The organism is Roseivivax halotolerans (genome assembly GCF_900115815.1).
In the GTDB taxonomy this organism is placed as follows: domain Bacteria; phylum Pseudomonadota; class Alphaproteobacteria; order Rhodobacterales; family Rhodobacteraceae; genus Roseivivax; species Roseivivax halotolerans.
Window position 1 is genome coordinate 170033 of the sequence record NZ_FOXV01000004.1, and the last position, 26655, is coordinate 196687.

The window sequence follows — 26655 nt, forward strand, 5'->3', positions numbered from 1 at the left end:
CAGAAGCTCCGCACCTAACAGGGAGATTATACCATGCTTCACCGTTTCCTGACCTCGGCCGCGCTTGTGGCGATGGCCGCCCCGGCCTTCGCCCAGAGCGAGGCATCCTCCGACATGTCCGTCTCCTATGGACCGCGTCCGGCCTTCCTCGCCTCAAAGCTGCCTGAGGGCGAGCTGCGTGACACGCTCATGGCCTGCACGGCGACGCCGCAGCAGACCAAGTTCTCCATCGGCCACCGCGGCGCGCCCCTGATGCTGCCCGAGCATACGGTCGAATCGAACGTCGCCGCCGCGCAGATGGGTGCGGGCATCCTCGAATGCGACGTGACCTTTACATCCGACAAGGAGCTCGTCTGCCGCCACGCGCAGAACGACCTGCACACGACAACGAACATTCTTGTCACCGACCTTGCCGAGAAGTGCACGCAAGGGTTCACCCCTGCATCCGGCGACACCGATGCCTCGGCCGAGTGCCGCACCTCGGACCTGACGCTGGCCGAGTTCCGCACGCTCGAGCCCAAGATGGACGCGGCCAACGCCTCTGCCACCACGGCGGAAGAATATCAGAACGGCACCGCGAACTGGCGCACGGACCTCTATGCGAACGACGCCACTCTGATGACGCACGCGGAATCCATCGCGCTCTTCGACAGCCTCGGCGCTGATTTCACGCCCGAGCTGAAGGCGCCGTCCGTCGAGATGCCCTTCGACGGCTTTAGCCAGGAAGACTACGCGCAGAAGATGATCGACGAGTACAAGGACGCCGGTATCGACCCGTCCCGCGTCTGGGCGCAGTCGTTCAATCTCTCGGATGTGCTCTATTGGATCGAGAACGAGCCGGAATTCGGCGCCCAAGCCGTCTATCTCGACGACCGCTACGAGGCGGAAGACGAGGACGAGGGCCTGATCGACCCGATGGACGCCTCGACCTTCAAGCCGACAATGGCCGAGCTGAAGGAGATGGGCGTCAACTACATCGCGCCGCCGCTCTGGATGATGGTCACGCTGAACGAGAACGGTGAGATGGTGCCGTCGGTCTATGCCGAGGAAGCCAAGGCCGCCGATCTCGACATGATCGCCTGGACGCTGGAACGCTCCGGCCCGCTCGCCTCGGGCGGCGGCTGGTACTTCCAGTCGGTTGCGGACGCGGTGGACAGCGACTCCGACTACCTCGAAATTCTCGACGTGCTGGCGCAGGACGTGGGTGTCGTGGGCGTCTTCTCCGATTGGCCCGCGACGGTGACCTATTACGCCAATTGCATGGGTCTCTGATCCGCGGTTAGCCTCGCTGTCCAGGCAGGATGGCGAGGCACGCGATGACGAGCGAGAAAGAAAAGATGATCGCCGGGGAGCTTTATTACCCTGGCGATCCCGAATTGGCCGAGGACCGCAAGCGCGCGCAGCGTCTGATGCGGGACTACAACCAGACGACCTATGGCGACGAGAGCCGGCCGGCCCTTTTGGCCGAACTCCTCGGCCGGCTCGGCGACAGTGTCGCAATCCGCGCACCCTTCTATGTCGAGTACGGCTACAACATCGAGATCGGCAGCCAGGTCTTTCTCAATTACGGCTGCTACCTTCTGGATGCCGGTCCGATCCGCATCGGGAATGGCTGCGATATCGGCCCCTATGTGCAACTTCTGACCGCTGACCACCCACGAGAGCGCGCCGCCCGCAAGGCCGAACTCGAGACGACGCGCCCGGTGACGCTCGGCGAGGATGTCTGGATCGGTGCGAGCGCGATCATCCTTCCCGGCATCACCATTGGCGACGGCGCGATCGTCGGCGCGGGTGCGGTGGTCACGCGGGATGTGGCGGAAGGAGCGACCGTGGTGGGAAATCCGGCGCGACCGGTTGGGACGAAAAGCAACCAATATTGACTGCTTTTCGAATAGCAAATGAAAAAGCTTGCTTTATACCTTAGCAAAGGTTTTCATTTGCACATGTCAGCGCAAACCACGAAAGTCGTCCTGAGCGGCGACCTGATCGGCTCACGCGAAAGCCCGGTGGAGGTCGCACCTGCCTTCGCCGCGCTCGAGCGCGGTGCGGCGCGCTTCGGGGCCGCCTGGGATATCGACCTGCGCTTTACCCGGTTTCGTGGCGATGGCTGGCAGATCCTGCTGACCAATCCGCGTCTCGTGCTGGATGCCACAATCTTTCTGACCGCATCGCTCACAGCCGCCGTTCCCAAGCTAAGCACCCGCATCTCGGCCGGGATCGGCACCGTTGACAGCGAGGGAAGCGCCGATCTTTCGGATGCGTCGGGCCCCGCCTTCTTCATCTCGGGCGACCACCTCGACCATATCGGAAAACGGCGGCTTGTCGTAGCGGCCAGCACGACACCCGATTGGCTACCGGCGATTTTCGATCTGGTGGCGGAACTCATGTCCGGCTGGACCCAGGCTCAAGCCGAAGCGGTGGTCCTGGCTCTCGATCCTGACATCGACACTCATGACGACATCGCCAAGCGGCTGAAGATTACGCGTCAGGCGGTGCAGTCGCGCCTTGCGAGCGCAGGGTTCGGATCTTTCGACAACGCCCTCGCCGCCGTAAGGAACGCCGATTTCGAGGCAATGAGACGATGATCGAAACCTTTGCCGCTTTGTTCTTCGCCCATGCATTGGCGGATTTCGTGCTCCAGACCGGCTGGATGGCGGCGCGCAAACGCCAGTTCGGGGTGCTGCTGTTTCATACAGCGATCGTGCTTGTGACGGCTCAGCTTGCAACCGGGCACGTGGCATCCGGTTCGATCCTGCTTCTGGCTTCCGCTCACCTTGCCATTGACGTTGCCAAGGCTTGGCTCGGTCGCGGCGGCCTTGCGCCATTCTTATGGGATCAGGCCGCGCACCTGGTCACGATCGGCGCTGTCGCATGGGCGGTTCCGGGGCTGTGGGATGCGGGTCTGTGGGCCGAGATGGATGGCCTGCCCACACTCATGCTGCTGATCGGCGGAGCGATCTTCGCGATCCGGGCAGGCGGCTATGCGGTCGGGCTTCTCGTGACGCCGCTCGCCACGGACGACGTTGCCCCTGGCCTACCAAAAGCCGGCCAGATCATCGGCCAGTTGGAACGGGCCATTCTTTACCTCCTGGTCCTTGTGGGCGAGCCGACGGCGGTTGGCTTCCTGATCGCGGCAAAGTCGATCTTGCGCTTCGACTCCGCAAAGGACAGCCGCACCGCTGAATATGTGATCGTCGGCACCCTCGCCTCCTTCGCCTGGGCGCTCGCTGTCGCCTATGCAGTGCGCGCGCTGCTCGCGCACCTTCCCCCATTGGAATTTCTGAGCTGAACCCTTAGGTTTGAGTCAGAGCCAACGGAGCACATTCATGTTTTCCCTTCCCGGAGAAGCGCCGGTGACGATGACCCCGGCCGCAATCAAGCAGATCACCAAGCTCATGGAGCGCGATGGGCGCTACGGGCTCAAGATCGGTGTGAAGAAAGGCGGCTGCGCGGGCATGGAATACACCATGGACTACGTCGATGCCGCCGAGAGCAACGACGAGATCGTGGAAAGCGACGGCGCGCGTGTGCTGATCGCGCCGATGGCGCAGATGTTCCTCTTCGGCACCGAGATCGATTACGAGACAAGCTTGCTCGAATCGGGCTTCAAGTTCCGCAATCCCAACGTGGTCGATGCCTGCGGATGCGGCGAGTCGATCAAGTTCAAGGATGTCGACGAGCTGCAGGCTGAAAAGGCCGGCGACTAGCGGTCGTATGTCGACCCCCTGAGCCTATCGTCTTGACCTCGAGCGCCTCGCCGCAATGATGCGGGTCGTCAGTCCACGAACACAGGAGAGCCCCGATGCGCAGGATCGCTGCCGGAAACTGGAAGATGAACGGCACCGGGGCCGAACTTGGTGAAATCGAAACACTCGCGGCACGCAATACGGACAGCGTCGAGGTCGTGATTTGCCCTCCCGCGACGCTTCTCAGCCGCGCGGCAGACATCGCGGGCCCGGTGCTTGTCGGCGGCCAGGATTGTCACGCGGCCGAAAGCGGCGCGCATACGGGTGACGTCTCGGCAACAATGCTGAAGGACGCCGGCGCCTCCTTCGTCATTGTCGGCCATTCGGAGCGTCGCGCGGATCATGGCGAGACAGATGCCGACATCGCGGCCAAGGCTCAGGCGGGCCTCGATGCGGGGCTCAATGTGATCATCTGCGTGGGCGAGACACTGGACGAGCGCGAGGCGGGGCGCACGCTCGACGTGGTCGGCACGCAGCTCGCAGGTTCGGTGCCCGATAGCGCTGCTTCGAACACCGTGGTGATCGCCTACGAGCCTGTTTGGGCCATTGGTACCGGAAAAGTCCCCTCGAACGACGAGATCGAGGAGGTCCACGGCCATATCCGCCAGTTGCTGACCGAACGCTTCGACACCGGCGCGGAGATGGCGCTCCTCTATGGCGGCAGCGTGAAGCCGAGCAATGCGGCCGAGATTTTTGCCGTGCCGCATGTCAACGGTGCGCTGGTCGGCGGTGCGAGCCTCAAGGCATCGGATTTCGGCGGCATCATCGACGCGCTCAACGCGTCCGATTAAGCTGCCTCTTTACGCTCGGTCTGCGAGCTCCAGTCCGCCGTAAGAAGGCGGCGGATGCGGCGATCTGCGAACGGCCCGCCGATCTGGGTCGTCAGCAAGCTCTCCGGCTGAAAGCGGCTTTCCTGCGAACTATCCGGCACAGAGATCGTGAAGCTCTTGTGCGCCGCGACGAAACTCTTTGCCTGGTTCGACGCGGCGATCGCGGTCACGGTGACGCAGTCGAACTGCTCTATCTCGCAAGACGTGTCCAGGCGCAGGATCGCGCGGTTCAGAAGCTCTTCGAAACTGCCGATGTCCCGCGACTGGCCGGGTTCAAGCGGACCCTGGAACGTCCGCTCGAGAAGGTCGCCGTATTCGTCCTCGCGATGCTCTTCGCGGTCGGTCGCGATCGTCCGGCGCGTGCCATTCTCATCCTTGAGATCAACGACGATTGCCAAAAGGAAAATATTCTGCTGGCCCATATTCGTCAGAAGGCACCGCGCGCGCCGGTTTTCGGCAGCGGCGCGGCTGATATGAATGGCGCTCCGGTTTTGCCGGTAGAACCCGATGAGGAACAGGTTCAGGTAGGTCACCCAGACCAGCATCAGCGTGAGGTCCACGAACAGACCGAGAGCGGCGGAATTGTCAGTCAGCCAATCGAACATGCAGCCTCCATTCAGGAGAGCGGAACGGGCGGATTCCAGGTCTGTTCCAGAATTCGTGATCTATTTTTGAGCAACCTCCTCTTGAACGGCTCACCTTCTGCTGTGGAAGCCGGACCGCGAAACAATCTTCGTTTCTTTGACCGGCGTTTGACGGCCACTTGCCCCGGATGCGTTCGGGCTGCAGGTTCCGCGCGATGCAGCATCTTCACCAATCCCCGACCGATCCCGCCTTCGTCCAGAATCCTTACGCGTTCTACGCCCGTGCACGCGAAGCCGGGCCGCTGATCTTCTGGGAAGAGTACGGCATGGTTGCCGCCACGCGGTTGAATTCCGTCTCGGCACTTCTCAAGGACCGCCGGTTCGGCCGCGAAGTGCCGAGCGAACTTGCAACGCCCCGGCCCGAGCATCTTCGGGATTTCTACGAGATCGAGGACCGCTCCATGCTGGAACTGGAGCCGCCAGTTCATACGCGCCTGCGCGGCCTCGTTCTTCGCGCCTTCACGTCGCGGCGGATCAAGGCACTCGGCCCCGAGATCGCCGAGCTGGCACACCGCCTCTTGGAGGACGCGCCTGATGGGCCGTTCGACCTGCTGCCCGTTTTCGCCGAGCGCTTGCCGGTGATTGTTATCGCGCGCCTTCTCGGCGTTCCCGAAGAAACGGCACCCGACCTCTTGCGCTGGTCGCACGCGATGGTCGGCATGTACCAGGCGGGCCGCAGCCGGGCGGATGAAGAGGCCGCAAACGCCGCCGCGCGCGACTTTGCCGCCTTCCTCCGAAGCGTCATCGCGGAGCGCCGCAAGCGCCCCGGCAACGATCTTCTGAGCGAGTTGATCGCGGCGGAAGAGGATGGCGAAAAGCTCGACGAGAAGGAGCTGATCGCGACCTCTGTCCTCCTTCTCAATGCAGGGCACGAGGCAACCGTCCACACGATCGGCAACGGCGTGAAGGCGCTCCTCGAGCACGGCGCGAAGGCGAGCGAGGCGAACGCGACCGCAATGTCTGAAGAGATCCTGCGCTTCGATCCGCCGCTGCACCTCTTCACGCGCTACGCCTACGAGGATGTGACGCTCTGGGGCCACGACTTCCGGCGCGGCGAGCAGGTCGCGCTGCTTCTCGCCTCGGCCAATCGCGATGCCGAACTGTGCGAAGCGCCTGAAACCTTCGATCCCGCGCGCCGTCCATCGCGGCACCAGGCGTTCGGCGGCGGTCTGCATTTCTGCGTGGGCGCGCCTCTTGCCCGGCTGGAGCTTGAGGTCGCGCTGCCGATCCTGTTCGCACGGCTGCCACGCCTGCGCCTTGCCGAGCCGCCTCGTTACGCACCGAAATATCATTTCCACGGGCTCGAGCGGCTGATCGTGTCGCAGACCTGACGAAAGCGCTGCGGCCTGTGCCTCTTGAATCCCGGCCTCGCGGGCGCAAGTCTGCATGAGGATCGAAAGGCTACGTCTCCCATGCACAACAACCGTCCCGACCAGATGCCCGAGCTTCTGCACGCCGCCGCGCCGCATGTCGCGGAGCGCGAGAAGCTCGAGGGCGGCAAGCGGTTCGTGATGCACACCGAATACGCGCCCGCGGGCGACCAGCCGACCGCCATCGCGGAACTTTCCGAAGCGGTTAACGCGGGCGAGCGCAACCAGGTGCTTCTGGGCGCGACCGGCACCGGCAAGACCTTTACAATGGCGAAGGTCATCGAGGAGACGCAGCGCCCGGCGATCATCCTTGCGCCCAACAAGACGCTGGCCGCTCAGCTCTACGGCGAGTTCAAGCAGTTCTTCCCGGAAAACGCGGTCGAGTATTTCGTCTCGTATTACGACTATTATCAGCCCGAAGCCTACGTGCCGCGCTCGGATACCTATATCGAGAAGGAATCCCAGATCAACGAGCAGATCGACCGGATGCGCCACTCGGCGACCCGCGCGCTTCTGGAACGCGACGACGTGATCATCGTGGCCTCGGTGTCGTGCATCTACGGTATCGGCTCGGTGGAGACCTACGGCGCGATGACGCTCGATCTCTTCACGGGCAAGGAATACGACCAGCGGCAGGTCATGGCCGATCTTGTGGCGCAGCAATACCGCCGCAACGACCAGGCGTTCCAGCGCGGCAGCTTCCGGGTGCGCGGCGATGTGCTCGAAGTATGGCCTGCGCACCTCGAAGATCGCGCCTGGCGCTTTTCCTTTTTCGGGGAGGAGCTCGAAGCGATCACCGAATTCGACCCGCTCACGGGTCAGAAGACGGGCAGTTTCGAGCGCATCCGCATCTACGCCAATTCGCACTATGTGACGCCCCGCCCGACGCTGAAACAGGCTGCCGAGCAGATCAAGAAAGAGCTGCGCCAGCGCCTCGACCAGCTCGTCTCGGAAGGCAAGCTTCTTGAAGCGCAGCGCCTCGAACAGCGCACGAATTTCGATCTTGAGATGCTGGAGGCCACCGGCTCCTGCAATGGCATCGAAAATTACTCGCGCTACCTGACGGGCCGCGCACCGGGCGAGCCGCCCCCGACGCTCTTCGAATTCATCCCGGATACCGCCATCGTGTTCGCCGACGAGAGCCATGTCTCGGTTCCGCAGATCGGCGCGATGTACAAGGGCGACTACCGGCGCAAGTTCACGCTGGCCGAACATGGCTTCCGCCTGCCCTCCTGCATGGACAACCGTCCGCTCAAGTTCGAGGAATGGGACGCGATGCGACCGCAATCGGTCTTCGTGTCGGCGACGCCAGCGAATTGGGAGCTCGAACAGGCGGGCGGTGTCTTCACCGAGCAGATCATCCGCCCCACCGGCCTTCTCGATCCCAAGGTCGAGATCCGGCCGGTGGAGACACAGGTCGACGATCTTCTCGACGAGATCCGGCATGTCGCGCAGTCAGGCTACCGGGTGCTCTGCACCGTTCTGACCAAGCGCATGGCGGAGGATCTGACCGAGTATCTGCACGAGCAGGGCATCCGGGTGCGCTACATGCATTCCGACATCGACACGATCGAACGGATCGAGATCCTGCGCGACCTGCGTCTCGGCGCCTTCGACGTGCTGGTCGGCATCAACCTTTTGCGTGAGGGGCTCGACATCCCCGAATGCGGGCTTGTCGCCATCCTCGATGCGGACAAGGAAGGCTTCCTGCGCTCCGAGACCTCGCTCATCCAGACGATCGGGCGGGCCGCTCGGAACGCGGAAGGCCGGGTCATCATGTATGCCGACCGCGTGACTGGCTCGATGGAGCGGGCGCTTGGTGAGACCGAGCGGCGGCGCGAGAAGCAGATGGCCTATAACGAAGAGCACGGCATCACACCCGCCACGATCAAAAAGAACGTCGAGGACATCCTCGCCGGGCTCTATCAGGGCGACACGGATATGAACCGCGTGACCGCCAAGATCGATGACACCCGCGCAGGCTCGAACATGCAGGCTGTGCTGGACGGTCTACGCGAGGATATGCGCAAGGCTGCCGAGAACCTCGAATTCGAGGAAGCCGCGCGGCTGCGAGACGAGGTCAAACGTCTCGAAGCCGTCGATCTTGCCGTGGCCGATGATCCGCTGGCGCGACAGCAAGCCGTTGAAAAGGCGTCCGAAGAGGCGACCAAACGCTCCGGCCGCTCGACTGCCGGTCGCGGCGGGATGCGCGGCGGCAACGTGCAACGGCGCAAGAAGCACTGAGCGGGGTCGGGCGAAGTTCCGCGCATGGCTTGCGCCTCTCACGGAACCCGGATGCAGCTCACACGTTTATGATGTGAATTGAACGCATCATAAGGAGTTCCGCTGTGGAATATGGCCTTCTGGGACTGATCGTCCTCGTCCTCGACATCTATGCAATTTACCAGGTGATCACTTCGGGCGCATCGACGCTCGCCAAGATTCTCTGGGTTCTCGCGATCCTGATCCTGCCGGTTCTCGGCTTCATCGCCTGGCTCGTCGCCGGACCGCGCGGCGGATCGGTCAAGGTGTAAGACAAAAACGGGGTGCGCTGCATTATGCGGCGCACCCCTTACTATGCGTGCTGCCTACCGGATCACATGGACCGAACAGGGCGCATGCCGAACGACTCGTCCCGCGGTCGAGCCCATGACCCAGTCGCTGAGACCGGGTTTGTGCGAGCGGATGATGACGAGGTCGGCCGCCATCTCCCGCATCTTGTCCAGAATGACCGTCGGCGCATGCCCGTGCACGACCTCGAGCGCGAGGCCAGTGCCATCGAGAGCCTTTTCCAGCGCTGCGCGAGTTTCGTCTTCGGCGCGCTCGAAGACCACCGTCGGCACTTCGGCGGCGACATAAAGCGGGACCGTCTCGACAACGGACAGGACAGCGATCCGGGCGTCCTCGCCTGCAAGCGCGCGCGCGATCGCAAGCTGTTCCTCCAGACGCTCGGGATGATCCGGGGCGACGGGAACGAGAATGGATTTGAACATGATTAGCACCTCCTTGGGCCTTTCTCGCAGCCCGGGATGCGTCGTGCATTGACACAGATCAGATGCGCTGAGCCGCCCACATCAGAAATGACAAGGGCGCAGAGGATCACTCCGCGCCCTTGTGCGTCGATGTCAGCCGGTCGCCCCGATCAGGCGTCGAGATTGGCGCGGTCGCCAAGTGTGACCGTGACGCTCTGCTCCTCTCCACGGCGCAGATAGGTGATTTCGACCTCGGCTCCCGGCTTCTCGATCGCAATGGCGCGGGTGAGATCGCGCGGCGTCTCGACCTCTTCGCCATTCACGGACAAGACGATATCTCCGTTCTGGAGGCCCACCTCTTCGGCGGGCGTGTCGGCGGTGACGTCGGCGATCATCACGCCCTCGCCTTCCTCGAAGCCAAGCGCCATCGCGACATCCTCTCCGACGGGCTGGATACGCACGCCAAGCCAGCCGCGCTCCACCACGCCGTCATCGGCAAGATCCGCGACGACCTCGGAGGCCAGGTCCGACGGGACGGAGAAGCCGACACCGACAGAGCCGCCTGTGGGCGACAGGATGGCGGTGTTCACGCCGATCACCTGGCCTGCCTCGTTGAAGAGCGGCCCGCCGGAATTGCCGCGGTTGATCGCGGCGTCGGTCTGGATGAAGTCGTCGAAGGGCCCGGAATTGATATCACGGCCAAGCGCGGAGACGATGCCGGTGGTCACGGTATTGCCGAGTCCGAAGGGGTTGCCCATCGCGATCACGTTCTGCCCGACCTGCAGGGCCTCGCTGTCACCGAATTCCACGAAAGGAAGCGCGTCGCCCTCAACATCGAGAACCGCGATATCCGTCGCTGGATCGGAGCCGATGATCTCGGCCTCAAGCTCGGTGCCGTCCTCGAGCGTCACCGTCACCTCGTCCGCACCGTCGATGACATGCGCGTTGGTCACGATACGGCCATCGGCAGAGACGATGAAGCCCGTGCCGGAGCCGCGCATCTCGCCGCCCGGACCGCGGCCCTGCCCCGGTGCGCCCGGAAACGGCATGCCGAACCGCTCTTGGAATTCTTCGAGGAACTCCTCCTGCTCATCGGTCATGCTGCCGCGCGCATTCGCGGCGCTCTTCGATACTTCGATGGTGACGACCGAAGGAGACAGCTCGGCCACGAGATCCACGTAATCGGTGCCCGCCTGCGGTGCGGCCTCTGCCGGGCCGACCATCGCAGTGGTGGATAGCGCGCCCGTCGTTCCCACGAGCGCGGCGATCGCAACGCCTGTCATCAGGGCTTTCGGTGTCTTTGCGGTAGGTGTCATGCTGGCTTTCTCCATCCATTCGCACGGCAATCGGGTGGCATCGGGTCCCATCGGGGCGCCCCGTGCCTCGCGAGGAGAGATTGGCCGCCAAGATTGCAGCAACGCCCTTGCTGCAATTACAAATCTGCAAACATTCTCACGAGCACCGCGTGATCCTCGTAATATACGCCGCATATGGTTGAAAAACCGGGAGAGACCTCCTTCTTAACGCCATCGTTCGAAAGGTTTCGACGCGAGGCGACGCGCATGAAAATTCTGGTTGTGGAAGACGATACGACGACTGCGGAATTCATCACCCGCGGGTTGACCGAAGAGGGGCATTCCGTCGATCGGCTCGCCTCCGGCCGGGAGGCGTTGTCTCAGGCAATGAGTGTTCCTTACGACATGCTGGTCGTCGACCGCATGTTGCCCGATCTCGACGGGTTGTCGCTCGTGAAAGCCTTGCGGACCGCGAAGGTCTCGACACCCGCGATCTTCCTGACCGCGATGGGCGGGATCGACGACCGCATCCAGGGCTTGTCGGAAGGCGGCGACGATTACCTCGTCAAACCTTTCGCCTTCGGCGAGCTGTCCGCGCGGATCGCGGCGCTCGGGCGGCGGCTGCCGATGGCGGACGCGGCGGAGACTGTTCTGCGGGCAGGCGATCTCGAAATGGATCTCGTGCGCCGCAAGGTCACGCGCGGCGGCGAGGCAATCGATCTTCTGCCCCGCGAATTCGCGCTTCTCGAACATCTTCTGCGCCGCAAGGGCCGGGTTCAGACTCGCACGATGCTGCTCGAGGCGGTCTGGGACATTCATTTCGACCCTCAAACCAACGTCGTCGAAACCCATGTCTCGCGCCTTAGGGCCAAGGTCGACCGGCCGTTCGAGCGCGATCTGATCGTCACCGTGCGCGGGGCGGGCTACAAGATCACGGAATGACCGTGACCCGCCTCACATTGCCCAAGCTGGTCCGCTCCACCCCGGTGCGGATCGCGCTGCTGCTCGTCCTCCTGTTCGCGGCCGTGAACCTCGTGACGCTGGGCGGGGCGTATCTGACGCTGAAAGCCCAGGCCGAAGCCTCGATCCGCGCGGACCTGTCCGCCGAGATGGCCGGGCTGGACATCTCGGCGACGCCCGGCGCGCTCAGAACGCTGGTCGAGGCCCGCGCCCGCGCCGCAGACCCCAAGGAACGGGTCTATCTGTTCGTCGGCGACGATGGCCGCCGTGCGGGCAATGCCAATGCGCGGATGTCGGACGGCCAGGTCATCCTGCGCGCCCGCGAGGGCGAGCGGCTCTCCGATGCGGGCTACATGAAGGAGGTGCGGCGGCTCTCTTCCGGTATCCTCGTCGTGGCGCAGAGCATGCAGCGTCTCGAGGATCTGCGTGGCACGTTCCTCGCCCTCCTCGCGTTCTCGCTTTTGCCGACCGTAATCCTGTCCCTGGGCCTCGGCACCCTGATTGCACGGCGATCTGCCCGCCGCGTGGCCCGGATCGAGGCGACGCTGCGCCGGATCGCGGCGGGCGATCTCTCGGCGAGGTACGATCCCGGACGGGCGGGCGATGACGACCTCACGCGGATCGGCAAGGGCGTGAACCACATGGCTGCGCGGCAAGAGGCCGCGACCGAAGCGCTCCGGCAGGTCACCTCAGATATCGCGCATGATCTTCGTACGCCGCTCCAGCGGATCGCGGTGCTGCTCGACGAGTTGCAGAGCAAAACCGGCGAAGGCGATCCACGCGCGCCGCTTGCCGATCGCGCCCGCGAGGAAGCCGACCGCGCCGTGCGCGTGTTCCAGTCGCTGCTCGAGATCGCGCAGCTCGAAGGCGGCGGCAAGATCGGGGACATGACGCGCGTCGATCTCTCGGGAATCGCCGCAGAAATGGCGGAACTCTACGAGCCGGCTGCGGAGGAAGCCGGGATCCGGTTATCAACGAACCTGTCCGACGGGCCGGTGGAGATAGAGGGCAACCGCGCGCTGCTCGGCCAGGCGGTCGCGAACCTCATCGAGAATGCGCTGCGCCACGGGGACGGCTCGGACATTACGGTCGCGGTGGCCAGAGATCAGGCTGCGCTGGTCCTGAGCGTCGCGGATCGCGGCGTCGGTATCCCCGAAGACGAGCGCGCGCTGGTCACCCGTCGCCTCTACAGGCTGGAACGGAGCCGGACGACACCTGGCAACGGCCTCGGGCTCGCCCTCGTCGCGGCCATCGCCCAGAGCCACGGCGCGACGCTTGAGCTGTCTGACAATGCGCCGGGCCTGAAAGCGAGCTTGCGATTTGCGAAAGCCTGACGGGGCTCAGTGAAGGCCGCCGGGCCCGTGCTTCAGGATGACAGGCACGATCAGTTCTTCCTCGTCATTGAGGTGCCGGTCCAGAAGCGCCTCGAAAGACAGGAGTTCCTCTCGGAAGCGTCCCGTCTCCATGTCACCGCGAAGGACGCCGTTCGCAGCCTTGGTGAACCGGTCGAGCAAGCCGTCCATATCGTCGTGATCCGCCTCGAGCAGATCGAACCCTTTCGAGATCCGCGCGTCGAGCCCCATCAGGGTAGGGAAATAGTGGTGGTCCTCGATCTGGTGGTGACCGTGCAATTCGTTCACCAGCGCGCCGCCGTAGCGCGACAGGCGCATGTCGCGCGCGCGGGGTTCGATCTTGCCATCCATTTCGGCCTCGGCATCGGATTTGAGCGCCGCGACAATCTCGCGGAACATGCCGTGCCGCCCGAGCCAGAACTCCACGAGCCCTTTGAAATTCGGATGCGAATCCCATCCCGTGCGGGGAAATTCTTCCAGAAGCACGCGCAGCGCGTCCGGCAACCGGGTCCGGTTCGCGAGCCGCAGCTCCTCCTCGATGGTCTTGGTCATGAGATGTCTTTCCTTCGCAGAGCCGAGCTAGTCCGGCTGCTTTGCCCGGCCAGTCAGCTTTCGGCGTAGACGATGCGCCACCGCCGCAGAAGCGCCTGCTGCATCCGTTTCGCCTTTCCGTTCCAGGTGCGCCCGCCTTCGGGGCGCTCGCGTTCTTCCATCGAAAGCGCGTCGCGCCGGCCAAGATCGCCCGAGAAGATCGCGAAGGCCAGCTCGGTGCCGTCCTCGAGCGTCTCATAGCCTGCGAGGCCCGAGACAAAGTTCAGCGTCCCCGTCTTGGCGCGGATCTCGACGCCGGAATTGGGGATCGCCGCGCGGCTGTCGTCGACCAGCGGGATGGATTTCAGGATATCCCGGAGCGGGAGCTGCGCGCGTAGGCCGACGAGCGCGCCGACCATCGAGACCGCCGAGATGCGGCTTGCATCGCCCAGGCCCGAATGATCGACGAACGCGACGGTATCGAGACCGAAACTCTCTTTCGTCCAGGCGTTCATGGCCTCCGCTGAGGCGACAAGGCTCTCGGGCTGTCCCGAACGCGCTGCCGTGGCCGCCAGCCCGACGACTTCTGCGGTGAGGTTGGTCGAATAGAGCAGCATGTCCTGCAGGATCTCGAGAAGCGGGCCGCTTTCGATCCGCGCAATGTCTTCTGCCGTCTCGGGCAGCGTCTCGATCCGCTCGGGCGCCTTGAGACGGATGCCCTGCGCGCCGGCGAGCGTCTGGAAGACCTCGCCCGCGTAGAGTTCGGGCTGCCGCACCGGCAGCCACCGCGCCCCACCATTTCCGAGCGCCGATTTCGCGACGGTCCATTCGTCTCGCTCGTCGCCCTCGCGGTAGGTGTAGATCGGAGAACGCCGCGCGACGACAACCATGCGCGCCATCGCGACTTCCGGCCGGAACCGGGCCGAGCGGCCATCCATCGAAACCGCGTAATCCGAGCCGGCGCGCGTCCATTCGAAATGCACGCGATTATAATTGAGGTTCAGCCCGGAAATCGACGGGTTGTAGCCCACGTGATCGGGCTGCTCGATGTCGATCTCGTCGATCCTCGGCGATGCCCCGCCCCAGACGAGGAACCTGCCCTGCACCTCGATCACGCCCGCATCCTTCAGCCCCTCGGCAAGCCGGGCGAGCCCGTCTGTGTCGAGTGTCGGATCGCCACCACCGGCCAGGATGATGTCGCCACGGATGATGCCGTCCTCTCCGGGCGGCGTCGTGGTCAGGATGCGGGTCTCGAAGCGGTACTCTGCACCGAGTGAATCGAGCGCATAGGCGGCCGTGATCGCCTTCGCGACGCTGGCGGGCGGCAGACCGAGCGTTCCCGCGTGTTCTTCGAGTATCTCGCCCGATTGCACCTCGGCCAGCGCGACCGAGCTCGGACCGTCGAGCCCCGCATCGGCGATGATGCTCGCCAGATCGGGCACGGTCCGCTTGCGAAGGTCCTCACCACGCGCGACCGGGCGGAGCGATGCCTCGGGCGCTTCGGCCCAAGCCGGTCCGGCAAGAAGGGCCGCGCTGGCCCCGGTCAGAAGCTGGCGTCGTGTTAGCTGCGAAATCATGCGCGGGACTAAACAGAGGCGGACGGCGCGAGACAAGCAGGCTCAGCCGACTTTTCCGTGTTCCGCGACGATCCTGTCGAGATTGTCATGTCCCGCGCGCATCTTTTGCCGCCTGCCACGCGCCGCGCGCCCGGATCTCGCTCGAGGAGAGATCCGTCATGGGCACGTTCACGAAGCACCAGGCAGGCGTCGTCATCTGCGAAAGGCGGCGGCTTTCCCGCGACGGCAGGCGTGCATCGGCATAAATACGTGCCGTCACGGAGCGCCGCGCCGAGATGCGGTCGCCGGGGCGGGCCAGCACGCCCACCGGAACACGGCCGAGAATGTCGTGCCAGTTTTGCCAGAGGTGGAACTGCCGCAGATTGTCCGCGCCCATGAGCCAGACGAACCGAACGCGGGGAAACAGCGCCTGCAGCGAGGCAATCGTCTCGGCGGTGAAGGCCGAACCCAGCTGCGCCTCCGCGTCCGAGACGGTGATCCGGGGATGATCGACAAGCGCGCGCGCCGCCTCCATCCGCGTCTCGAGCGGCGCGGGGCCGTGGTGTTTCAAGGGGTTGCCTGGCGAGACGAGCCAGACGACGCGGTCGAGGCCGAAGCGGCGCAGAGCCTCCCGGCTGATTCCGAGGTGCCCCGCATGGGGCGGATCGAACGAGCCGCCCAGAAGGCCGACCGACCTGCCCGGAGGCAGCGACAATCCGGTATCTTGCGCCGTGAGGTTCATGGATGGGGTGAAACACGCAAGTTCGGCGGAAGGCAATCCTCCGCAAGCGGCAGGACCGCGTCACCGAGGACGATGCGTCCGGGCTCCAGCACCTCGGCGCACCAGCCACCGTGACCGCGCACGGCCGAATAGCCGCCGGGACCGAAGGTTTCCTCCATCCGCGAGCACGGCGCGCAGATCGTGGTGATACGCAGGCATGCGTCCCCGATTTGCAGCGCGCGGCCCTTGAGCGCGGCGAGGTTGAGACCGGAGACGAGGATATTGCGCCGAAGCTCGTCAGCGCGGACCTCTGACCGCCCGAGATAGGCGGCGATGGCCGGCAGATGCTCGGCCTGGATCAGCGTGACCGCCCGTTTGCCGGGCCGGGCATGATCGCCTTCGAGCCCGGCATGAAGGATCTGCGCCTCGGGGTGCGCGACCAGTGGCTCCCGCCGGGCGCCCCGAACCCCGATCCAATCGATCCGGCCGGCCTGCGCGTTGCGCGCGATCATCTCCCTCACGCCGAAAACTCCCGGAGTTTTCGGGGGCAAATCCGGCACGCGGATTTGCGTGCGCCGGAGTCAACCTGCCGCTTGAACTTTGCCCAAGCGGCCTTCGCAAAGATCGTACCCGCCCTGCCCTTCCAGAGCGGACGCAAATCGCCTAAAGAGGCCGGCAATCCTTCATCATATTCCAAAGGGCTGAAGCTCCATGGCATCCTACCAATTTGTCTACCACATGGACGGGGTCTCCAAGACCTATCCGGGCGGCAAGACCTGTTTCGAGAACATCAAGCTGAACTTCCTGCCCGGCGTGAAGATCGGTGTGGTCGGCGTCAACGGCGCCGGCAAGTCGACACTTCTGAAAATCATGGCGGGTCTCGACAAGGACTTCCAGGGCGAGGCCTGGGCCGCCGAAGGCGCGCGCGTCGGCTATCTGCCGCAGGAGCCCGAGCTGGACCCCGCGCTCGACGTGCGCGGCAACGTCATGCTGGGCGTCGCGGCCAAGAAAGCCAAGCTCGACCGGTTCAACGAGCTGGCGATGAATTACTCGGACGAGACCGCCGACGAGATGGCGCAGCTTCAGGATGAGATCGACGGCGAGAATCTTTGGGAGCTCGACAACCAGATCGACATCGCGATGGAAGCGCTCCGCTGCCCGGCGGACGATGCTGACGTGACCGCGCTTTCGGGCGGTGAGAAGCGCCGTGTCGCGCTTTGCAAACTGCTGCTGGAAGCGCCCGACATGCTTCTGCTCGACGAGCCGACCAACCACCTCGACGCCGAGACGATCGCGTGGCTTCAGCAGCATCTGATCGATTACAAGGGCACGATCCTGATCGTCACCCACGACCGCTACTTCCTCGACGATATCACCGGCTGGATTCTCGAGCTCGATCGCGGGCGGGGCATCCCTTACGAAGGCAATTACTCGGCCTGGGTCGAGCAGAAGGCCAAGCGGCTCGAACAGGAAGCGCGCGAGGACAAGGCCAAGCAGCGCACGCTGTCGCGCGAGCTTGAATGGATGCGGCAAGGCCAGAAGGCGCGGCAAGCCAAGTCGAAGGCACGGATCCAGGCCTATGAGAAGATGGCCAGCCAGTCCGAGCGCGAGCGCGTCGGCAAGGCGCAGATCGTCATCCCGAACGGGCAGCGGCTCGGCTCCAAGGTGATCGAGGTCGAGAAGCTCAAGAAGGCGATGGGCGACAAGCTCCTGATCGAGAACCTCACCTTCTCGCTGCCGCCGGGCGGTATCGTGGGCGTCATCGGCCCGAACGGCGCCGGTAAATCGACGCTGTTCAAGATGCTGACCGGACAGGAAGCGCCCGACGAGGGCTCGATCGAATTCGGCGATACGGTCGATCTGTCCTATGTCGATCAGACGCGTGACGACCTGACACCGACCGATACGGTCTGGGAGGCGATTTCCGGCGGCGCGGAAGTCATCAAGCTCGGCGACGCGGAGGTGAACTCACGCAAGTATTGCGGCGCGTTCAACTTCAAGGGCGGCGATCAGCAGAAGGTCGTGGGCCAGCTGTCGGGCGGGGAGCGCAACCGCGTTCACATGGCGCGGCTCCTGAAGTCGGGCGGGAATGTCCTGCTCCTCGACGAGCCGACCAACGACCTCGATGTCGAGACGCTGCGCGCGCTCGAGGATGCGCTGACCGATTTCGCTGGCTGCGCCGTGGTTATCAGCCACGACCGCTTTTTCCTCGACAGGATCTGCACGCATATCCTCGCATTCGAGGGCGATGCGCACGTGGAATGGTTCGAGGGGAACTTCGAGGACTACGAGGAGGACAAGAAGCGTCGCCTCGGCCCCGATGCTGCGGAGCCAAAGCGGATCAAGCACAAGAAGTTCGCGCGCTGAGCGCCGCAAAAAAGGCCGGGCGCGGAGATTTTCCGCGCCCGATCAAATCTCAGAATTTCTTCTTCGCGTAACTGACCGCCTTCTTGGCAACCTGTGCCTCGGGGCTGGTTTTCCGGTGCACCGGGCGCGCGGTGGCGCGATGCGGCGTGGTTTTCGTCTTGTGACGCGCAAAGGTGCGCGCGGCTTTTTTCACGACATTCATGATAGACATGATCGGCCTTCCTTTCGGTTTGGGCGGTGGGCCCGTCTGATTGGAAAACGCGATACGCCCCGCTCGTGGTTCCGTTCTTTGCGGCGCCCTTGCGAGCCTTAGGCGGCCTTCGGCCTATCGGACGGCAGTCACACAGTTATGCGGCCACTTCCGACAGGAGCGGCAGCGCCATCTGACCGGGGTTTCGCGAGCTGCAGATATGCGCTTTCAGGGTCGATGCGACGCGGCCCGCATCGAGGCGCAGATCGCGGTGCAGCGAGCTATGCGGCCAGGCCTCGGCCCGCTCGACCAGACCGTGCCGGATCGGATCGATCCAGCAAAAGGCAAGATGCCGGTCATAGGAAGCTCGATCTTTCAGTACCGTTTCGGAGAACCGTTTCTGCCAGATCCCGACTTCGCCACGCTGCCGCGCTTTTGGTGAAAGCCGTCCGGGAGGCGGCTCGGGCGCGCGGCCGGCAAGGCCCAGATGTTGGGAAAAGCATGCCTTGATGGCGCCCCACCGCTCCGAATAGTTGGGATCCGCAGCGGGCAGGGTCCAGATCGTGTGCATGTGGTCGGGCAAGACCGTCCAGGCATCGATATGGAAGAACCGGCGCGTCCTGACCCGCCGCACCGCCTCGCGCAGCAGAGCGATCTCGTCGATCAGCAGCCGCGTTCCGGGCCGCGCCAGCGACACGGTGAAAAAGACAGTCGGACCATCGAGATGTTTCGGCATCGGCTCCATGCCCCGAGTTATAGCGCACGGCTCGTTAACCGGAGATGAAGGCCCCTCGACTTCCCGGCCAAAGCGGCTCACCTTCTCCGGATGACCGAGATAGCCCATCAGGACCGCCCCGTGCTCGGCATCGCGTTGATGTCGGGTTTCTGTGTACTTGCCCCGCTCGGCGACAGCCTTGCAAAGATCCTGAGTCCGATCGTGCCGCTGGCGGTGCTGCTTCTCGTGCGTTTTGCGTTTCAGGCGATCATTCTCACCCCGCTCGCATGGAAAGATCGGAAAGGCATCAGCTCGCGTGTCTGGCGTTTCGCCGCGCTGCGGACGCTCCTCCATATCGGCGGGATCAGCTGCATGTTCACCGCGCTCGTCTATCTCCCTCTCGCCGATGCGATCGCGATCGCCTTCGTCATGCCGTTCCTGATGCTGCTGATGGGCTGGCTCTTTCTCGGAGAGGAGGTCGGGCCGCGGCGGCTGGCTGCCTGCGCGGTCGGCTTCGCGGGCACGCTTCTCGTCTTGCAACCGGCTTTTGCCGAAGTCGGACCGCCCGCGCTGCTGCCGCTCGGCGTCGCGGTTTTCTTCGCCTCGTTCATGCTGGTCACCCGCATGATCGCGCGCGAGATCGGCGCGATCCGCTTGCAGGCGATGAACGGGTGGATGGCGCTCGTCTGCCTGATCCCCGTCGCACTCTGGGCCGGCGAATGGCCGCGCGTCGATGCGTCCGCCATCGCGCTCCTGACGGCGATGGGGGTTCTTGGCACATTCGCCCACCTTCTGATGACCTGGTCGCTGCGCTTTGCGCCCTCGGCGACGCTCGCACCGATGCAATATATCGAGATCCCGGTCGCGACCGCCTTCGGCTTCCTCATTTTCGGCGATCTGCCCGGCCCGCAAGCGGCGCTCGGTATCGGGCTCATCTGCGCCGCGGGGCTCTACGTCATCTGGCGCGAACACAAGGTCGCAAGAGCGCTCACGACACCCAGCGCGGCCCCGCCATGATCGCGCGGGACAGGGCATCCGAGAAATCCACCGGCAGGATCAGCAGCATCGACGGCGCATCCATCGCGATCTCGAGCGGGCCGTCGACATGGTTCGAGGTGCCCGCGACCGCGTCCGGCGCAAAGGTGATCCCATCGATCGGCCAGTGAAGCCCGGTTGACCGCCCTGTCACATTCGCCAGCGGCCAGAGTGATACGCGCGTTCCGCGCGGCATTTCCAGATTCAGGACAGGCGGGCACAGAGCGACCACGTCTTCGCGGCCGATCAGGATGCACGGTCGGTCCGACCGCCGCGCCAGAACGGTGAAAGCCGCCAGCTCGTGATCCACGCGTTGACCAAGAAACCCCATCGCGACGACGAGCGGCGCATCGATGCTGCGAAGGCATTTGTCGAAATCGGTGCTGTCCTGCTCCATGATCTCGTGCAGCACGTGCGGATCCAGTGCCTCCCGCGTAGCCCTCGAGATGGAATCCATGTCGCCGATGACCGCGTCCGGCTTCCCGCCCGCCTTCAGCACCGAATCCGCCCCGCTATCAGCGGCGACGATGCACCTGAATCTCGACAACGCGGCGCGCAGCGAGTCATTGTCCACGTCTCCGCCACCGACCAGCAGTATTGGTTCCTCAGAGCGAACAATCACATCAAACATGGCAAATTTTCCTCAATTTGAGGCTTAAACCACATTGAGGACATGAAATGATACGGTGGTCGACGCAGATTCGGTCAGCTTTGGTCCTTGTCGACCTGCTAAACAGTCTGTTGCGAATAGACTGAAAGTGAGCAGCAATGGTCAGTTCGAGCAAAATTCTTACGGTCTCCTACGGGACGTTTTCCTGCACGCTCGAAGGTTTCGACGATTCCTTCGACACGATGAAGGCCATCGCGGAATATTTCCGCGACCTGGCGCAGGATGACCGCTATTTCGGGGCCGAGCCCCCGACCCCGGATGCCGACATGCTCGCCCGGATCGCCGAGCGCGAGATCGCGCGGCGCGTCGAGGCACGGCTCGGACATGATGGCGGGGTCGTTCTGCGAACCGGCCCGGCAGAGCCAGCCGAGGCGGAGACGACCGAGGCCAGAGAGGCCCCGGCCCCAGCGGCCGATGCCCAGCCCGATGACACGCAAGCTGCTCCGGAAGAAGACGCGCTTGCCGCCGCCGTCGATGCGCGCGTGGCGGATGAAGCCGCGAGCGACGCCGCGGCCGATCTCTCAGACGCCCCCATCGCAGAGGCCCCGGCGTTGCCCGAGGTCGACGCCGAAAGCGGCGCATCCGACATGGACGACGCTGCCGACACGGACATCGCCGTCGAGGAAGACACCCCGCAGCCGCTCGCCCCACGCCGCGAGCCCGATGCAGAGGTCGAGGCGCCGCGTCCGAGCGCCACGGAGGTCGCCCCTTCGCCCTTCTCCGCCACGCCCGAACAAAGCGTTGCGGCCAAGCTCGCCCGCATTCGTGCCGTCGTCGCTTCGAACGCAGCTCCCGCGGCTGCGACTGCGGCTGCGGCGCCCGTCGCGCAGGCCTTCTCCGAGGATGAGCATGCCGAGGAAATGATGGGCGGCCGCGTGCCCTTCGTCGAGGATTCGCCCGAGGCGGCCCCAGCAGAAGACGAGATGCAGGCCGATGCGGAAGCCGAGAGCACCGCGGACGAAGAGGATATCGCCGAGGAAGAAGATACCTTCGACCCGGCGCGGCTCGCCGCAGCGCTGTCGGAAGAGGCGAGCTCTGCAGATGAGCCCGCCGAAACCGAAGACCTCGAAGACCTGGACGAACACGACAGCCGTCTCGGCGACACGATCGCCGGCCTTGTGTCCGGTCAGGCGGACGGCACGGATCTTGACGAGGAGAGCGAAACCTTTGCCGAGGCGCCTGTCGAGACCGACGATATCGCGGAAACCCCGGCCGCGCCGCCCAGCGCCGAGGCGGATACGGAGAGCGAGGATCAGGACGACGCGCCGGAAGAGGACGACGCCCCCACTCGCTCGCTGCGGATCATGAAGGTCAAGCGCGCCGATTTCGAACGCGCGCTCTCCGAGGGTGAATTCGAAGCGGTCGAGGACGACGACGACGAGAACGAAGGCATCGCGCCCTCCGCTGCCGCACGGACGTCGGACAGCACCCTGTCCGAAGACGACGAGGCTGACCTTCTTCGCGAGCTCGCCGCACTCGAGGCCGAAGAGGGTGATGAGGCTGACGAGGACGACGAGGACGATCTCGCGTTCCAGGATGCGCCGGAGCTCGACGACGAGACCGAGGACGAGCTCAGTGATCTGGACGATTTCGAGGAGGACGACGATCTCGACACGCTCTTCGACGAGGATGACGACGAAGCCCCCGAGGCCGAGGCGCAGCCCAAGTCCGAGACCGGCACGCCGTTCCAGCTGACCTCCGCACATGCGGCGAAAGCTCCGGCGCAAGGCGAGGATGACGAGGATGATCTTGCCGCCGAACTCGACGCTGCGTTCTCCGACGATCCGGCGACGGACCTCGATCTGACCGCACGGGCGATGGATGACGAGCCCCGCGACGAAGCGCTGGATGAGCTCAACGAGGAAGACGCCGAGCGCTTCGCCCGCGCCAGCGAAGGCGCGCGCCGCGCAGTCAAGATGGCCTCGCCCGCGCGTGCCATGCTGACCGAGGGCAAGGTCGAGGATACCGGCACCGGCGTCGACCGGCTGCTGGACGAGACCAATCGCGAGATGGAGGAGCCCGATTCCAAGGGCCGCCGCACCGCGATCCAGCATCTCCGCGCCGCAGTTGCCGCGACGCGGGCTGACAAGCTTCTTGGCCGCGGCCGCGACGAGACCACGGAAAGCGAGCCCTACCGCGAAGACCTCAAGAACGTCGTGCGGCCCCGCCGGCCTGAACCGGTCCGCGTGACAGAGCGGCCTTCGGCGCGCCCTGCCCCGTCGCGTCCGGCGCCGCTGAAACTGGTAGCTGAGCAGCGCGTGGACGAAACCGGCGCCGCGTCGCGCCCGATCCGGCCGCGCAGGGTCGCGCAAAATGCCGCATCGACGCAAAGCGATAACGTGGAAACTGACATGAGCTTTGCGGAATACGCGGAATCTGTCGGTGCATACCAACTCGGCGATCTGCTCGAAGCCGCCGCGGCTTACCTTGCCTTTGTCGAGAACCGGCGCGACTTCTCGCGTCCGCAACTGATGACGAAGGTCCGGGAAGCTGAAGAGGCCGAAAGTAGCCGTGAAGACCGCCTGCGTAGCTTCGGCCAGCTTCTTCGTGAAGGCAAAATTGCAAAGCTTGAAGGTGGGCGCTTTGCAGCCTCGCAGCAGATCGGGTTTAAACCGGACGCCCGCGCAGCGAGCTGATTATCCCGGAAATGCAAAAAGCGGCGGCCTTTCGGGGCCGCCGCTTTGCGTTTCGGCAAGAGCAGAGGCTCAGACGATCTTGATACCGGCCTTCTTGGCATCCGCAACGAAAGCGTCGAGCCCCTTATCGGTCAGCACGTGGTTCACCATCGCCTTGATGACGCCCGGCGGTGCGGTGGCGACGTCTGCGCCAAGCTTGGCGCAATCGGACATGTGGTTGGCCGTGCGGATCGACGCCGCGAGCACCTGCGTCTCGTAACCGTAATTATCGTAGATCTCGCGGATATCCGAGATCAGCTGCAAGCCGTCGAGGTTGAGGTCGTCGAGCCGGCCGATGAAGGGCGAGATGAAGGTTGCGCCCGCCTTGGCCGCCAGCAGCGCCTGGTTCGCCGAGAAGCAAAGCGTCACGTTGACCATCCGTCCTTCGTCGGTGAGCGTCTTGCACGCCTTGAGGCCGTCCCAGGTCAGCGGAACCTTCACGACGATATTGTCGGCGATCTCTGCCAGGCGTCGGCCCTCGCTGATCATGTCCTCGGCCTCGAGCGCGATCACCTCGGCGGAAACCGGTCCCGTAACGATGTCGCAGATCTCCTTCGTGACCTCGAGAATGTCGCGGCCCGACTTCAGGATCAGCGAGGGATTCGTGGTCACGCCATCGACCATGCCAAGCTCGTTGAGCTCGCGGATGGCGTCGATATCGGCGGTGTCGACAAAGAATTTCATGGGGCAGCCTCCTTGGGATGCTTGGCGTTTTCGCCCAGAGCCTTTACCTCACGCAGGGGAGAGGCAAAAGCCGGAATTATGAACGACACCCCTTCCCATTTCCCTGAAGGCGCACGGGTCGCCGTGCTGACGACACAGCCGCTGGACGGGCCGCTCGATTATCTCGCGCCCGAAGGCGGGGTGATGATCGGCGCGTTTGTCGAGGCTCCGCTCGGGCCGCGCAAGGTCATGGGCGTCGTCTGGGGGCCGGGACTGGGCGGGTTCGATGCGTCAAAGCTGAGGCGGGTCTCGGCGGTGCTCGACGTGCCGCCCATGCGCGACGAGATGCGCGCGTTTCTCGAGAAAGCAGGCGCCTACACGCTGACGCCGCTGCCCGCCATGTTGCGGCTTGCGACCCGCGCGCCCGCGCTCGGCCAGCCACCGTCGAAGCGCAAGGTCTACCGGCGCGGCACCGGGCGGCCGGACCGCGAGACCGGGGCGCGCGCGCGCGTGATGGCCGCGCTCGACGAGATGGGCGGTCTTGCGCTCACCCTTTCCGAACTGAGCCAGATGGCAGGCGTGACGTCGTCGGTGGTGAAGGGTCTCGTCAAACAGGGGGTCGTGGCCGAGGAGGAAAGTCCGCGTGACACGCCCTATCCCCGCCTCGATCCGGCGCTGCCCTCGAAACCGCTCGCCGAGGATCAGGCCGAAGCGGCGGAGGTCTTGCGAAATGCCGTGGCGTCCGGGCGTTACGGCACGACACTTCTGAAGGGCGTGACCGGCTCGGGAAAGACCGAAGTCTATCTCGAAGCCGTGGCCGCCTGTCTTGCAAAGGGGCGACAGGCGCTCGTGCTATTGCCCGAGATCGCGCTCTCGGCCGAATTCCTGACGCGGGTCGAAGCGCGTTTCGGGGCGAAGCCCGCGGAATGGCATTCGGGCGTGACGCAGACGGAACGCCGCCGCATCTGGCACATGGTCGGATCGGGCGGCGCACAGCTTGTCGTGGGCGCACGCTCGGCCCTGTTCCTTCCGTTTCAGGATTTGGGTTTGGTCGTCGTCGACGAGGAGCATGACAGCTCCTACAAGCAGGAAGAGGGCGCGCTCTACAATGCACGAGACATGGCCGTCCTGCGCGCGTCGATCACGGACGCGCAGGTGGTGCTGGCCTCCGCGACGCCATCGCTCGAGAGCTGGGCGAATGCCGAGGCCGGCAAGTACCGACGCCTGACGCTCACCTCGCGCTTCGGCACGGCCGCCCTGCCCGAGATGAAGAGCCTCGACATGCGCGGCGAGGATCTGCCCGCCGATCGCTGGATTTCAGAGCCCCTGGCCGCCGCGGCCCGCCGCCGGATCGAGAATGGCGAGCAGGCGCTGTTGTTTCTCAATCGCCGCGGCTATGCGCCGGTGACGATCTGCCGGGCCTGCGGGCACCAGATCGGCTGCAAGCATTGCGATGCGCGCATGGTCGAACACCGGTTCCTCAAGCGCCTGGTCTGCCATCAATGCGGCGAGACGGAACCCCGACCGGAGGTCTGTCCCTCCTGCGACGTGGAAGGCAAGCTCGCCGCTGTGGGGCCGGGGGTGGAGCGGTTGGCAGAGGAAGCGCGCGCCCGCTTTCCCGAGGCGCGGATCGCGGTTCTGTCGTCGGACATGTACACCACCGCGCGGCAACTCAAGGCCGAGATCGCGAGCATCGCGGAGGGCGGCGCGGATATCATCGTCGGCACGCAGCTCGTGGCGAAGGGTCACAACTTCCCGCTTCTCACGCTCGTGGGTGTCATCGACGCGGATCTCGGGCTGCAGGGCTCGGACTTGCGCGCGGCGGAGCGGACGTTTCAGCTCATGCGGCAGGTCGCGGGCCGCGCCGGACGCGCCGAGAAGCCGGGTGTCGCGCTCTTGCAGACCTATCAGCCGGACCATCCGGTGATCCGCGCGATCCTCTCAGGTGACGAAGAAGGCTTCTGGCGCGCCGAAGCAAGGGAGCGAGAGGCGGCGGGTGTGCCGCCATACGGGCGCATGGCGGGGATCATCCTGTCCTCCGAGGACGTGCAGAAGGTGTTCGATCTCGGCAACGCCCTGGCGCGGAACGCGGGCGCGCTGCGCCGGATCGGGGCGGATGTCTACGGGCCCGCGCCTGCGCCGATAGCGCGGGTGCGTGGACGGCACCGGGTGCGGCTTCTGGTCAAGGCGCCGAAAGGCAGCGCGCTGCAGGCCGCGGTCGCGGATTGGGTGGGCCAGTTCCGGCTCAAGGGCGATCTGCGGCTGGCCGTCGATATCGACCCGCAATCGTTCTTCTGATTGCCACGGCGGGAGCGAGGGGCCAGCCCCTCGCGCTCCCCGCGGTATTTGGACCAACCCAAAGA

General features: G+C 64.7%; 26 protein-coding genes. 15 read left to right on the forward strand and 11 right to left on the reverse strand.

Features of this window, described 5'->3' with window-relative positions; translation table 11 throughout:
- The first annotated feature begins 72 nt into the window (after positions 1–72).
- The 6 genes from BM171_RS07780 to tpiA all read left to right on the forward strand — a co-directional run bounded on the left by BM171_RS07780 (position 73) and on the right by tpiA (position 4537).
- Positions 73–1272: a glycerophosphodiester phosphodiesterase family protein gene (locus BM171_RS07780; protein WP_093010547.1), complete on the forward strand. Its 1200-nt coding sequence runs from the start codon at positions 73–75 to the stop codon at positions 1270–1272.
- A gap of 44 nt (positions 1273–1316) precedes the next feature.
- Positions 1317–1880 carry a sugar O-acetyltransferase gene (locus tag BM171_RS07785; RefSeq protein WP_093010311.1) on the forward strand — a complete coding sequence of 188 codons (564 nt, stop codon included), beginning with the start codon at positions 1317–1319 and terminating at the stop codon, positions 1878–1880.
- 63 nt (positions 1881–1943) lie between these two features.
- Positions 1944–2585, forward strand: a complete 642-nt coding sequence (locus tag BM171_RS07790; RefSeq protein WP_093010313.1) for a hypothetical protein — start codon at positions 1944–1946, stop codon at positions 2583–2585.
- Positions 2582–3289 carry a DUF3307 domain-containing protein gene (locus tag BM171_RS07795; protein WP_093010315.1) on the forward strand — a complete coding sequence of 236 codons (708 nt, stop codon included), beginning with the start codon at positions 2582–2584 and terminating at the stop codon, positions 3287–3289. Before BM171_RS07790 ends, BM171_RS07795 begins: the two co-directional genes overlap by 4 nt.
- Positions 3290–3326: 37 nt before the next feature.
- Positions 3327–3707 (forward strand): HesB/IscA family protein, encoded by a 381-nt coding sequence (locus tag BM171_RS07800; protein ID WP_093010317.1) that lies wholly within the window; start codon positions 3327–3329, stop codon positions 3705–3707.
- A 95-nt stretch (positions 3708–3802) separates the two neighbouring features.
- The gene (gene tpiA, locus BM171_RS07805) at positions 3803–4537 is read left to right on the forward strand and encodes a triose-phosphate isomerase (protein WP_093010319.1); all 735 of its coding nucleotides are present in this window, start codon (positions 3803–3805) and stop codon (positions 4535–4537) included.
- Here tpiA and BM171_RS07810 read toward each other — a convergent pair.
- Positions 4534–5181 (reverse strand): hypothetical protein, encoded by a 648-nt coding sequence (locus BM171_RS07810; RefSeq protein ID WP_093010322.1) that lies wholly within the window; start codon positions 5179–5181, stop codon positions 4534–4536. The two genes, tpiA and BM171_RS07810, sit on opposite strands and share 4 nt — an antisense overlap.
- Positions 5182–5375: 194 nt before the next feature.
- Between BM171_RS07810 and BM171_RS07815 the strand changes: the two genes are divergently transcribed.
- The 3 genes from BM171_RS07815 (at position 5376) to BM171_RS07825 (ending at position 9124) form a co-directional block, all read left to right on the forward strand.
- The gene (locus BM171_RS07815) at positions 5376–6551 is read left to right on the forward strand and encodes a cytochrome P450 (RefSeq protein ID WP_093010324.1); all 1176 of its coding nucleotides are present in this window, start codon (positions 5376–5378) and stop codon (positions 6549–6551) included.
- Positions 6552–6632: 81 nt separating this feature from the next.
- On the forward strand, positions 6633–8834 hold the full coding sequence (gene uvrB, locus BM171_RS07820) for an excinuclease ABC subunit UvrB (protein ID WP_093010326.1): 2202 nt from the start codon (positions 6633–6635) through the stop codon (positions 8832–8834).
- A 104-nt stretch (positions 8835–8938) separates the two neighbouring features.
- The gene (locus tag BM171_RS07825; RefSeq protein WP_093010328.1) at positions 8939–9124 is read left to right on the forward strand and encodes a PLD nuclease N-terminal domain-containing protein; all 186 of its coding nucleotides are present in this window, start codon (positions 8939–8941) and stop codon (positions 9122–9124) included.
- Between the two features lie 54 nt (positions 9125–9178).
- On the opposite strand, the gene BM171_RS07830 is transcribed toward BM171_RS07825, so the two are convergent.
- The gene (locus tag BM171_RS07830; RefSeq protein WP_093010330.1) at positions 9179–9583 is read right to left on the reverse strand and encodes a universal stress protein; all 405 of its coding nucleotides are present in this window, start codon (positions 9581–9583) and stop codon (positions 9179–9181) included.
- A 149-nt stretch (positions 9584–9732) separates the two neighbouring features.
- Entirely contained in the window at positions 9733–10878 is a 1146-nt protein-coding gene (locus BM171_RS07835; protein ID WP_093010549.1) for a S1C family serine protease, read from the reverse strand.
- A gap of 246 nt (positions 10879–11124) precedes the next feature.
- Between BM171_RS07835 and BM171_RS07840 the strand changes: the two genes are divergently transcribed.
- Positions 11125–11799: a winged helix-turn-helix domain-containing protein gene (locus BM171_RS07840; RefSeq protein WP_093010332.1), complete on the forward strand. Its 675-nt coding sequence runs from the start codon at positions 11125–11127 to the stop codon at positions 11797–11799.
- The gene (locus tag BM171_RS07845) at positions 11796–13151 is read left to right on the forward strand and encodes a sensor histidine kinase (protein WP_093010334.1); all 1356 of its coding nucleotides are present in this window, start codon (positions 11796–11798) and stop codon (positions 13149–13151) included. The genes BM171_RS07840 and BM171_RS07845 overlap by 4 nt, the downstream gene beginning before the upstream one ends.
- A 6-nt stretch (positions 13152–13157) precedes the next feature.
- Here the strand turns inward: BM171_RS07845 and BM171_RS07850 are convergent, their stop codons facing one another.
- The 4 genes from BM171_RS07850 to BM171_RS07865 all read right to left on the reverse strand — a co-directional run bounded on the left by BM171_RS07850 (position 13158) and on the right by BM171_RS07865 (position 16489).
- Positions 13158–13721, reverse strand: coding sequence for a hemerythrin domain-containing protein (locus BM171_RS07850; RefSeq protein ID WP_093010336.1), 564 nt, complete (start codon positions 13719–13721; stop codon positions 13158–13160).
- A 53-nt stretch (positions 13722–13774) separates the two neighbouring features.
- Positions 13775–15277: a D-alanyl-D-alanine carboxypeptidase/D-alanyl-D-alanine endopeptidase gene (gene dacB / locus BM171_RS07855; protein WP_093010338.1), complete on the reverse strand. Its 1503-nt coding sequence runs from the start codon at positions 15275–15277 to the stop codon at positions 13775–13777.
- A gap of 85 nt (positions 15278–15362) precedes the next feature.
- The gene (locus tag BM171_RS07860; protein WP_093010341.1) at positions 15363–15998 is read right to left on the reverse strand and encodes a nicotinate-nucleotide adenylyltransferase; all 636 of its coding nucleotides are present in this window, start codon (positions 15996–15998) and stop codon (positions 15363–15365) included.
- Positions 15995–16489, reverse strand: coding sequence for an MOSC domain-containing protein (locus BM171_RS07865; protein WP_093010343.1), 495 nt, complete (start codon positions 16487–16489; stop codon positions 15995–15997). Before BM171_RS07865 ends, BM171_RS07860 begins: the two co-directional genes overlap by 4 nt.
- 199 nt (positions 16490–16688) lie before the next feature.
- On the opposite strand from BM171_RS07865, the gene ettA reads away from it, so the two are divergent.
- Positions 16689–18344 carry an energy-dependent translational throttle protein EttA gene (gene ettA / locus BM171_RS07870; protein WP_093010345.1) on the forward strand — a complete coding sequence of 552 codons (1656 nt, stop codon included), beginning with the start codon at positions 16689–16691 and terminating at the stop codon, positions 18342–18344.
- A gap of 49 nt (positions 18345–18393) precedes the next feature.
- On the opposite strand, the gene BM171_RS18895 is transcribed toward ettA, so the two are convergent.
- Positions 18394–18555, reverse strand: a complete 162-nt coding sequence (locus BM171_RS18895) for a hypothetical protein (protein WP_175497517.1) — start codon at positions 18553–18555, stop codon at positions 18394–18396.
- Between the two features lie 136 nt (positions 18556–18691).
- Positions 18692–19270 (reverse strand): REP-associated tyrosine transposase, encoded by a 579-nt coding sequence (locus tag BM171_RS07875; RefSeq protein WP_175497518.1) that lies wholly within the window; start codon positions 19268–19270, stop codon positions 18692–18694.
- 90 nt (positions 19271–19360) lie between these two features.
- Between BM171_RS07875 and BM171_RS07880 the strand changes: the two genes are divergently transcribed.
- On the forward strand, positions 19361–20266 hold the full coding sequence (locus BM171_RS07880) for a DMT family transporter (RefSeq protein WP_093010347.1): 906 nt from the start codon (positions 19361–19363) through the stop codon (positions 20264–20266).
- On the opposite strand, the gene BM171_RS07885 is transcribed toward BM171_RS07880, so the two are convergent.
- Positions 20238–20915, reverse strand: a complete 678-nt coding sequence (locus BM171_RS07885) for a thiamine diphosphokinase (protein ID WP_093010349.1) — start codon at positions 20913–20915, stop codon at positions 20238–20240. The genes BM171_RS07880 and BM171_RS07885 overlap by 29 nt on opposite strands.
- Positions 20916–21052: 137 nt before the next feature.
- Here BM171_RS07885 and BM171_RS07890 point away from each other — a divergent pair, with 137 nt between their 5' ends.
- Positions 21053–23590 carry a hypothetical protein gene (locus tag BM171_RS07890; RefSeq protein WP_093010351.1) on the forward strand — a complete coding sequence of 846 codons (2538 nt, stop codon included), beginning with the start codon at positions 21053–21055 and terminating at the stop codon, positions 23588–23590.
- A 69-nt stretch (positions 23591–23659) separates the two neighbouring features.
- On the opposite strand, the gene fsa is transcribed toward BM171_RS07890, so the two are convergent.
- Entirely contained in the window at positions 23660–24313 is a 654-nt protein-coding gene (gene fsa / locus BM171_RS07895; protein WP_093010353.1) for a fructose-6-phosphate aldolase, read from the reverse strand.
- Between the two features lie 78 nt (positions 24314–24391).
- Here fsa and BM171_RS07900 point away from each other — a divergent pair, with 78 nt between their 5' ends.
- Positions 24392–26590, forward strand: coding sequence for a primosomal protein N' (locus BM171_RS07900; RefSeq protein ID WP_093010354.1), 2199 nt, complete (start codon positions 24392–24394; stop codon positions 26588–26590).
- Positions 26591–26655 lie beyond the last annotated feature (65 nt).

Excerpts from the sequence above, each read along its gene's own strand:
- BM171_RS07810 (WP_093010322.1), bottom strand. The coding sequence starts at position 5,181 with ATGTTCGATTGGCTGACTGACAATTCCGCCGCTCTCGGTCTGTTCGTG.
- BM171_RS07790 (WP_093010313.1), top strand. The coding sequence starts at position 1,944 with ATGTCAGCGCAAACCACGAAAGTCGTCCTGAGCGGCGACCTGATCGGC.
- BM171_RS07780 (WP_093010547.1), top strand. The coding sequence starts at position 73 with ATGGCCGCCCCGGCCTTCGCCCAGAGCGAGGCATCCTCCGACATGTCC.
- BM171_RS07880 (WP_093010347.1), top strand. The coding sequence starts at position 19,361 with ATGACCGAGATAGCCCATCAGGACCGCCCCGTGCTCGGCATCGCGTTG.
- BM171_RS07900 (WP_093010354.1), top strand. The coding sequence starts at position 24,392 with ATGAACGACACCCCTTCCCATTTCCCTGAAGGCGCACGGGTCGCCGTG.
- BM171_RS07850 (WP_093010336.1), bottom strand. The coding sequence starts at position 13,721 with ATGACCAAGACCATCGAGGAGGAGCTGCGGCTCGCGAACCGGACCCGG.
- uvrB (WP_093010326.1), top strand. The coding sequence starts at position 6,633 with ATGCACAACAACCGTCCCGACCAGATGCCCGAGCTTCTGCACGCCGCC.
- tpiA (WP_093010319.1), top strand. The coding sequence starts at position 3,803 with ATGCGCAGGATCGCTGCCGGAAACTGGAAGATGAACGGCACCGGGGCC.
- BM171_RS07860 (WP_093010341.1), bottom strand. The coding sequence starts at position 15,998 with ATGAACCTCACGGCGCAAGATACCGGATTGTCGCTGCCTCCGGGCAGG.
- ettA (WP_093010345.1), top strand. The coding sequence starts at position 16,689 with ATGGCATCCTACCAATTTGTCTACCACATGGACGGGGTCTCCAAGACC.
- BM171_RS07865 (WP_093010343.1), bottom strand. The coding sequence starts at position 16,489 with ATGATCGCGCGCAACGCGCAGGCCGGCCGGATCGATTGGATCGGGGTT.
- BM171_RS07830 (WP_093010330.1), bottom strand. The coding sequence starts at position 9,583 with ATGTTCAAATCCATTCTCGTTCCCGTCGCCCCGGATCATCCCGAGCGT.
- BM171_RS07795 (WP_093010315.1), top strand. The coding sequence starts at position 2,582 with ATGATCGAAACCTTTGCCGCTTTGTTCTTCGCCCATGCATTGGCGGAT.
- BM171_RS07890 (WP_093010351.1), top strand. The coding sequence starts at position 21,053 with ATGGTCAGTTCGAGCAAAATTCTTACGGTCTCCTACGGGACGTTTTCC.
- BM171_RS07785 (WP_093010311.1), top strand. The coding sequence starts at position 1,317 with ATGACGAGCGAGAAAGAAAAGATGATCGCCGGGGAGCTTTATTACCCT.
- BM171_RS07840 (WP_093010332.1), top strand. The coding sequence starts at position 11,125 with ATGAAAATTCTGGTTGTGGAAGACGATACGACGACTGCGGAATTCATC.
- fsa (WP_093010353.1), bottom strand. The coding sequence starts at position 24,313 with ATGAAATTCTTTGTCGACACCGCCGATATCGACGCCATCCGCGAGCTC.
- BM171_RS07815 (WP_093010324.1), top strand. The coding sequence starts at position 5,376 with ATGCAGCATCTTCACCAATCCCCGACCGATCCCGCCTTCGTCCAGAAT.
- BM171_RS07800 (WP_093010317.1), top strand. The coding sequence starts at position 3,327 with ATGTTTTCCCTTCCCGGAGAAGCGCCGGTGACGATGACCCCGGCCGCA.
- BM171_RS07875 (WP_175497518.1), bottom strand. The coding sequence starts at position 19,270 with ATGCCGAAACATCTCGATGGTCCGACTGTCTTTTTCACCGTGTCGCTG.
- BM171_RS07835 (WP_093010549.1), bottom strand. The coding sequence starts at position 10,878 with ATGACACCTACCGCAAAGACACCGAAAGCCCTGATGACAGGCGTTGCG.
- BM171_RS07885 (WP_093010349.1), bottom strand. The coding sequence starts at position 20,915 with ATGTTTGATGTGATTGTTCGCTCTGAGGAACCAATACTGCTGGTCGGT.
- BM171_RS18895 (WP_175497517.1), bottom strand. The coding sequence starts at position 18,555 with ATGTCTATCATGAATGTCGTGAAAAAAGCCGCGCGCACCTTTGCGCGT.
- BM171_RS07845 (WP_093010334.1), top strand. The coding sequence starts at position 11,796 with ATGACCGTGACCCGCCTCACATTGCCCAAGCTGGTCCGCTCCACCCCG.
- dacB (WP_093010338.1), bottom strand. The coding sequence starts at position 15,277 with ATGATTTCGCAGCTAACACGACGCCAGCTTCTGACCGGGGCCAGCGCG.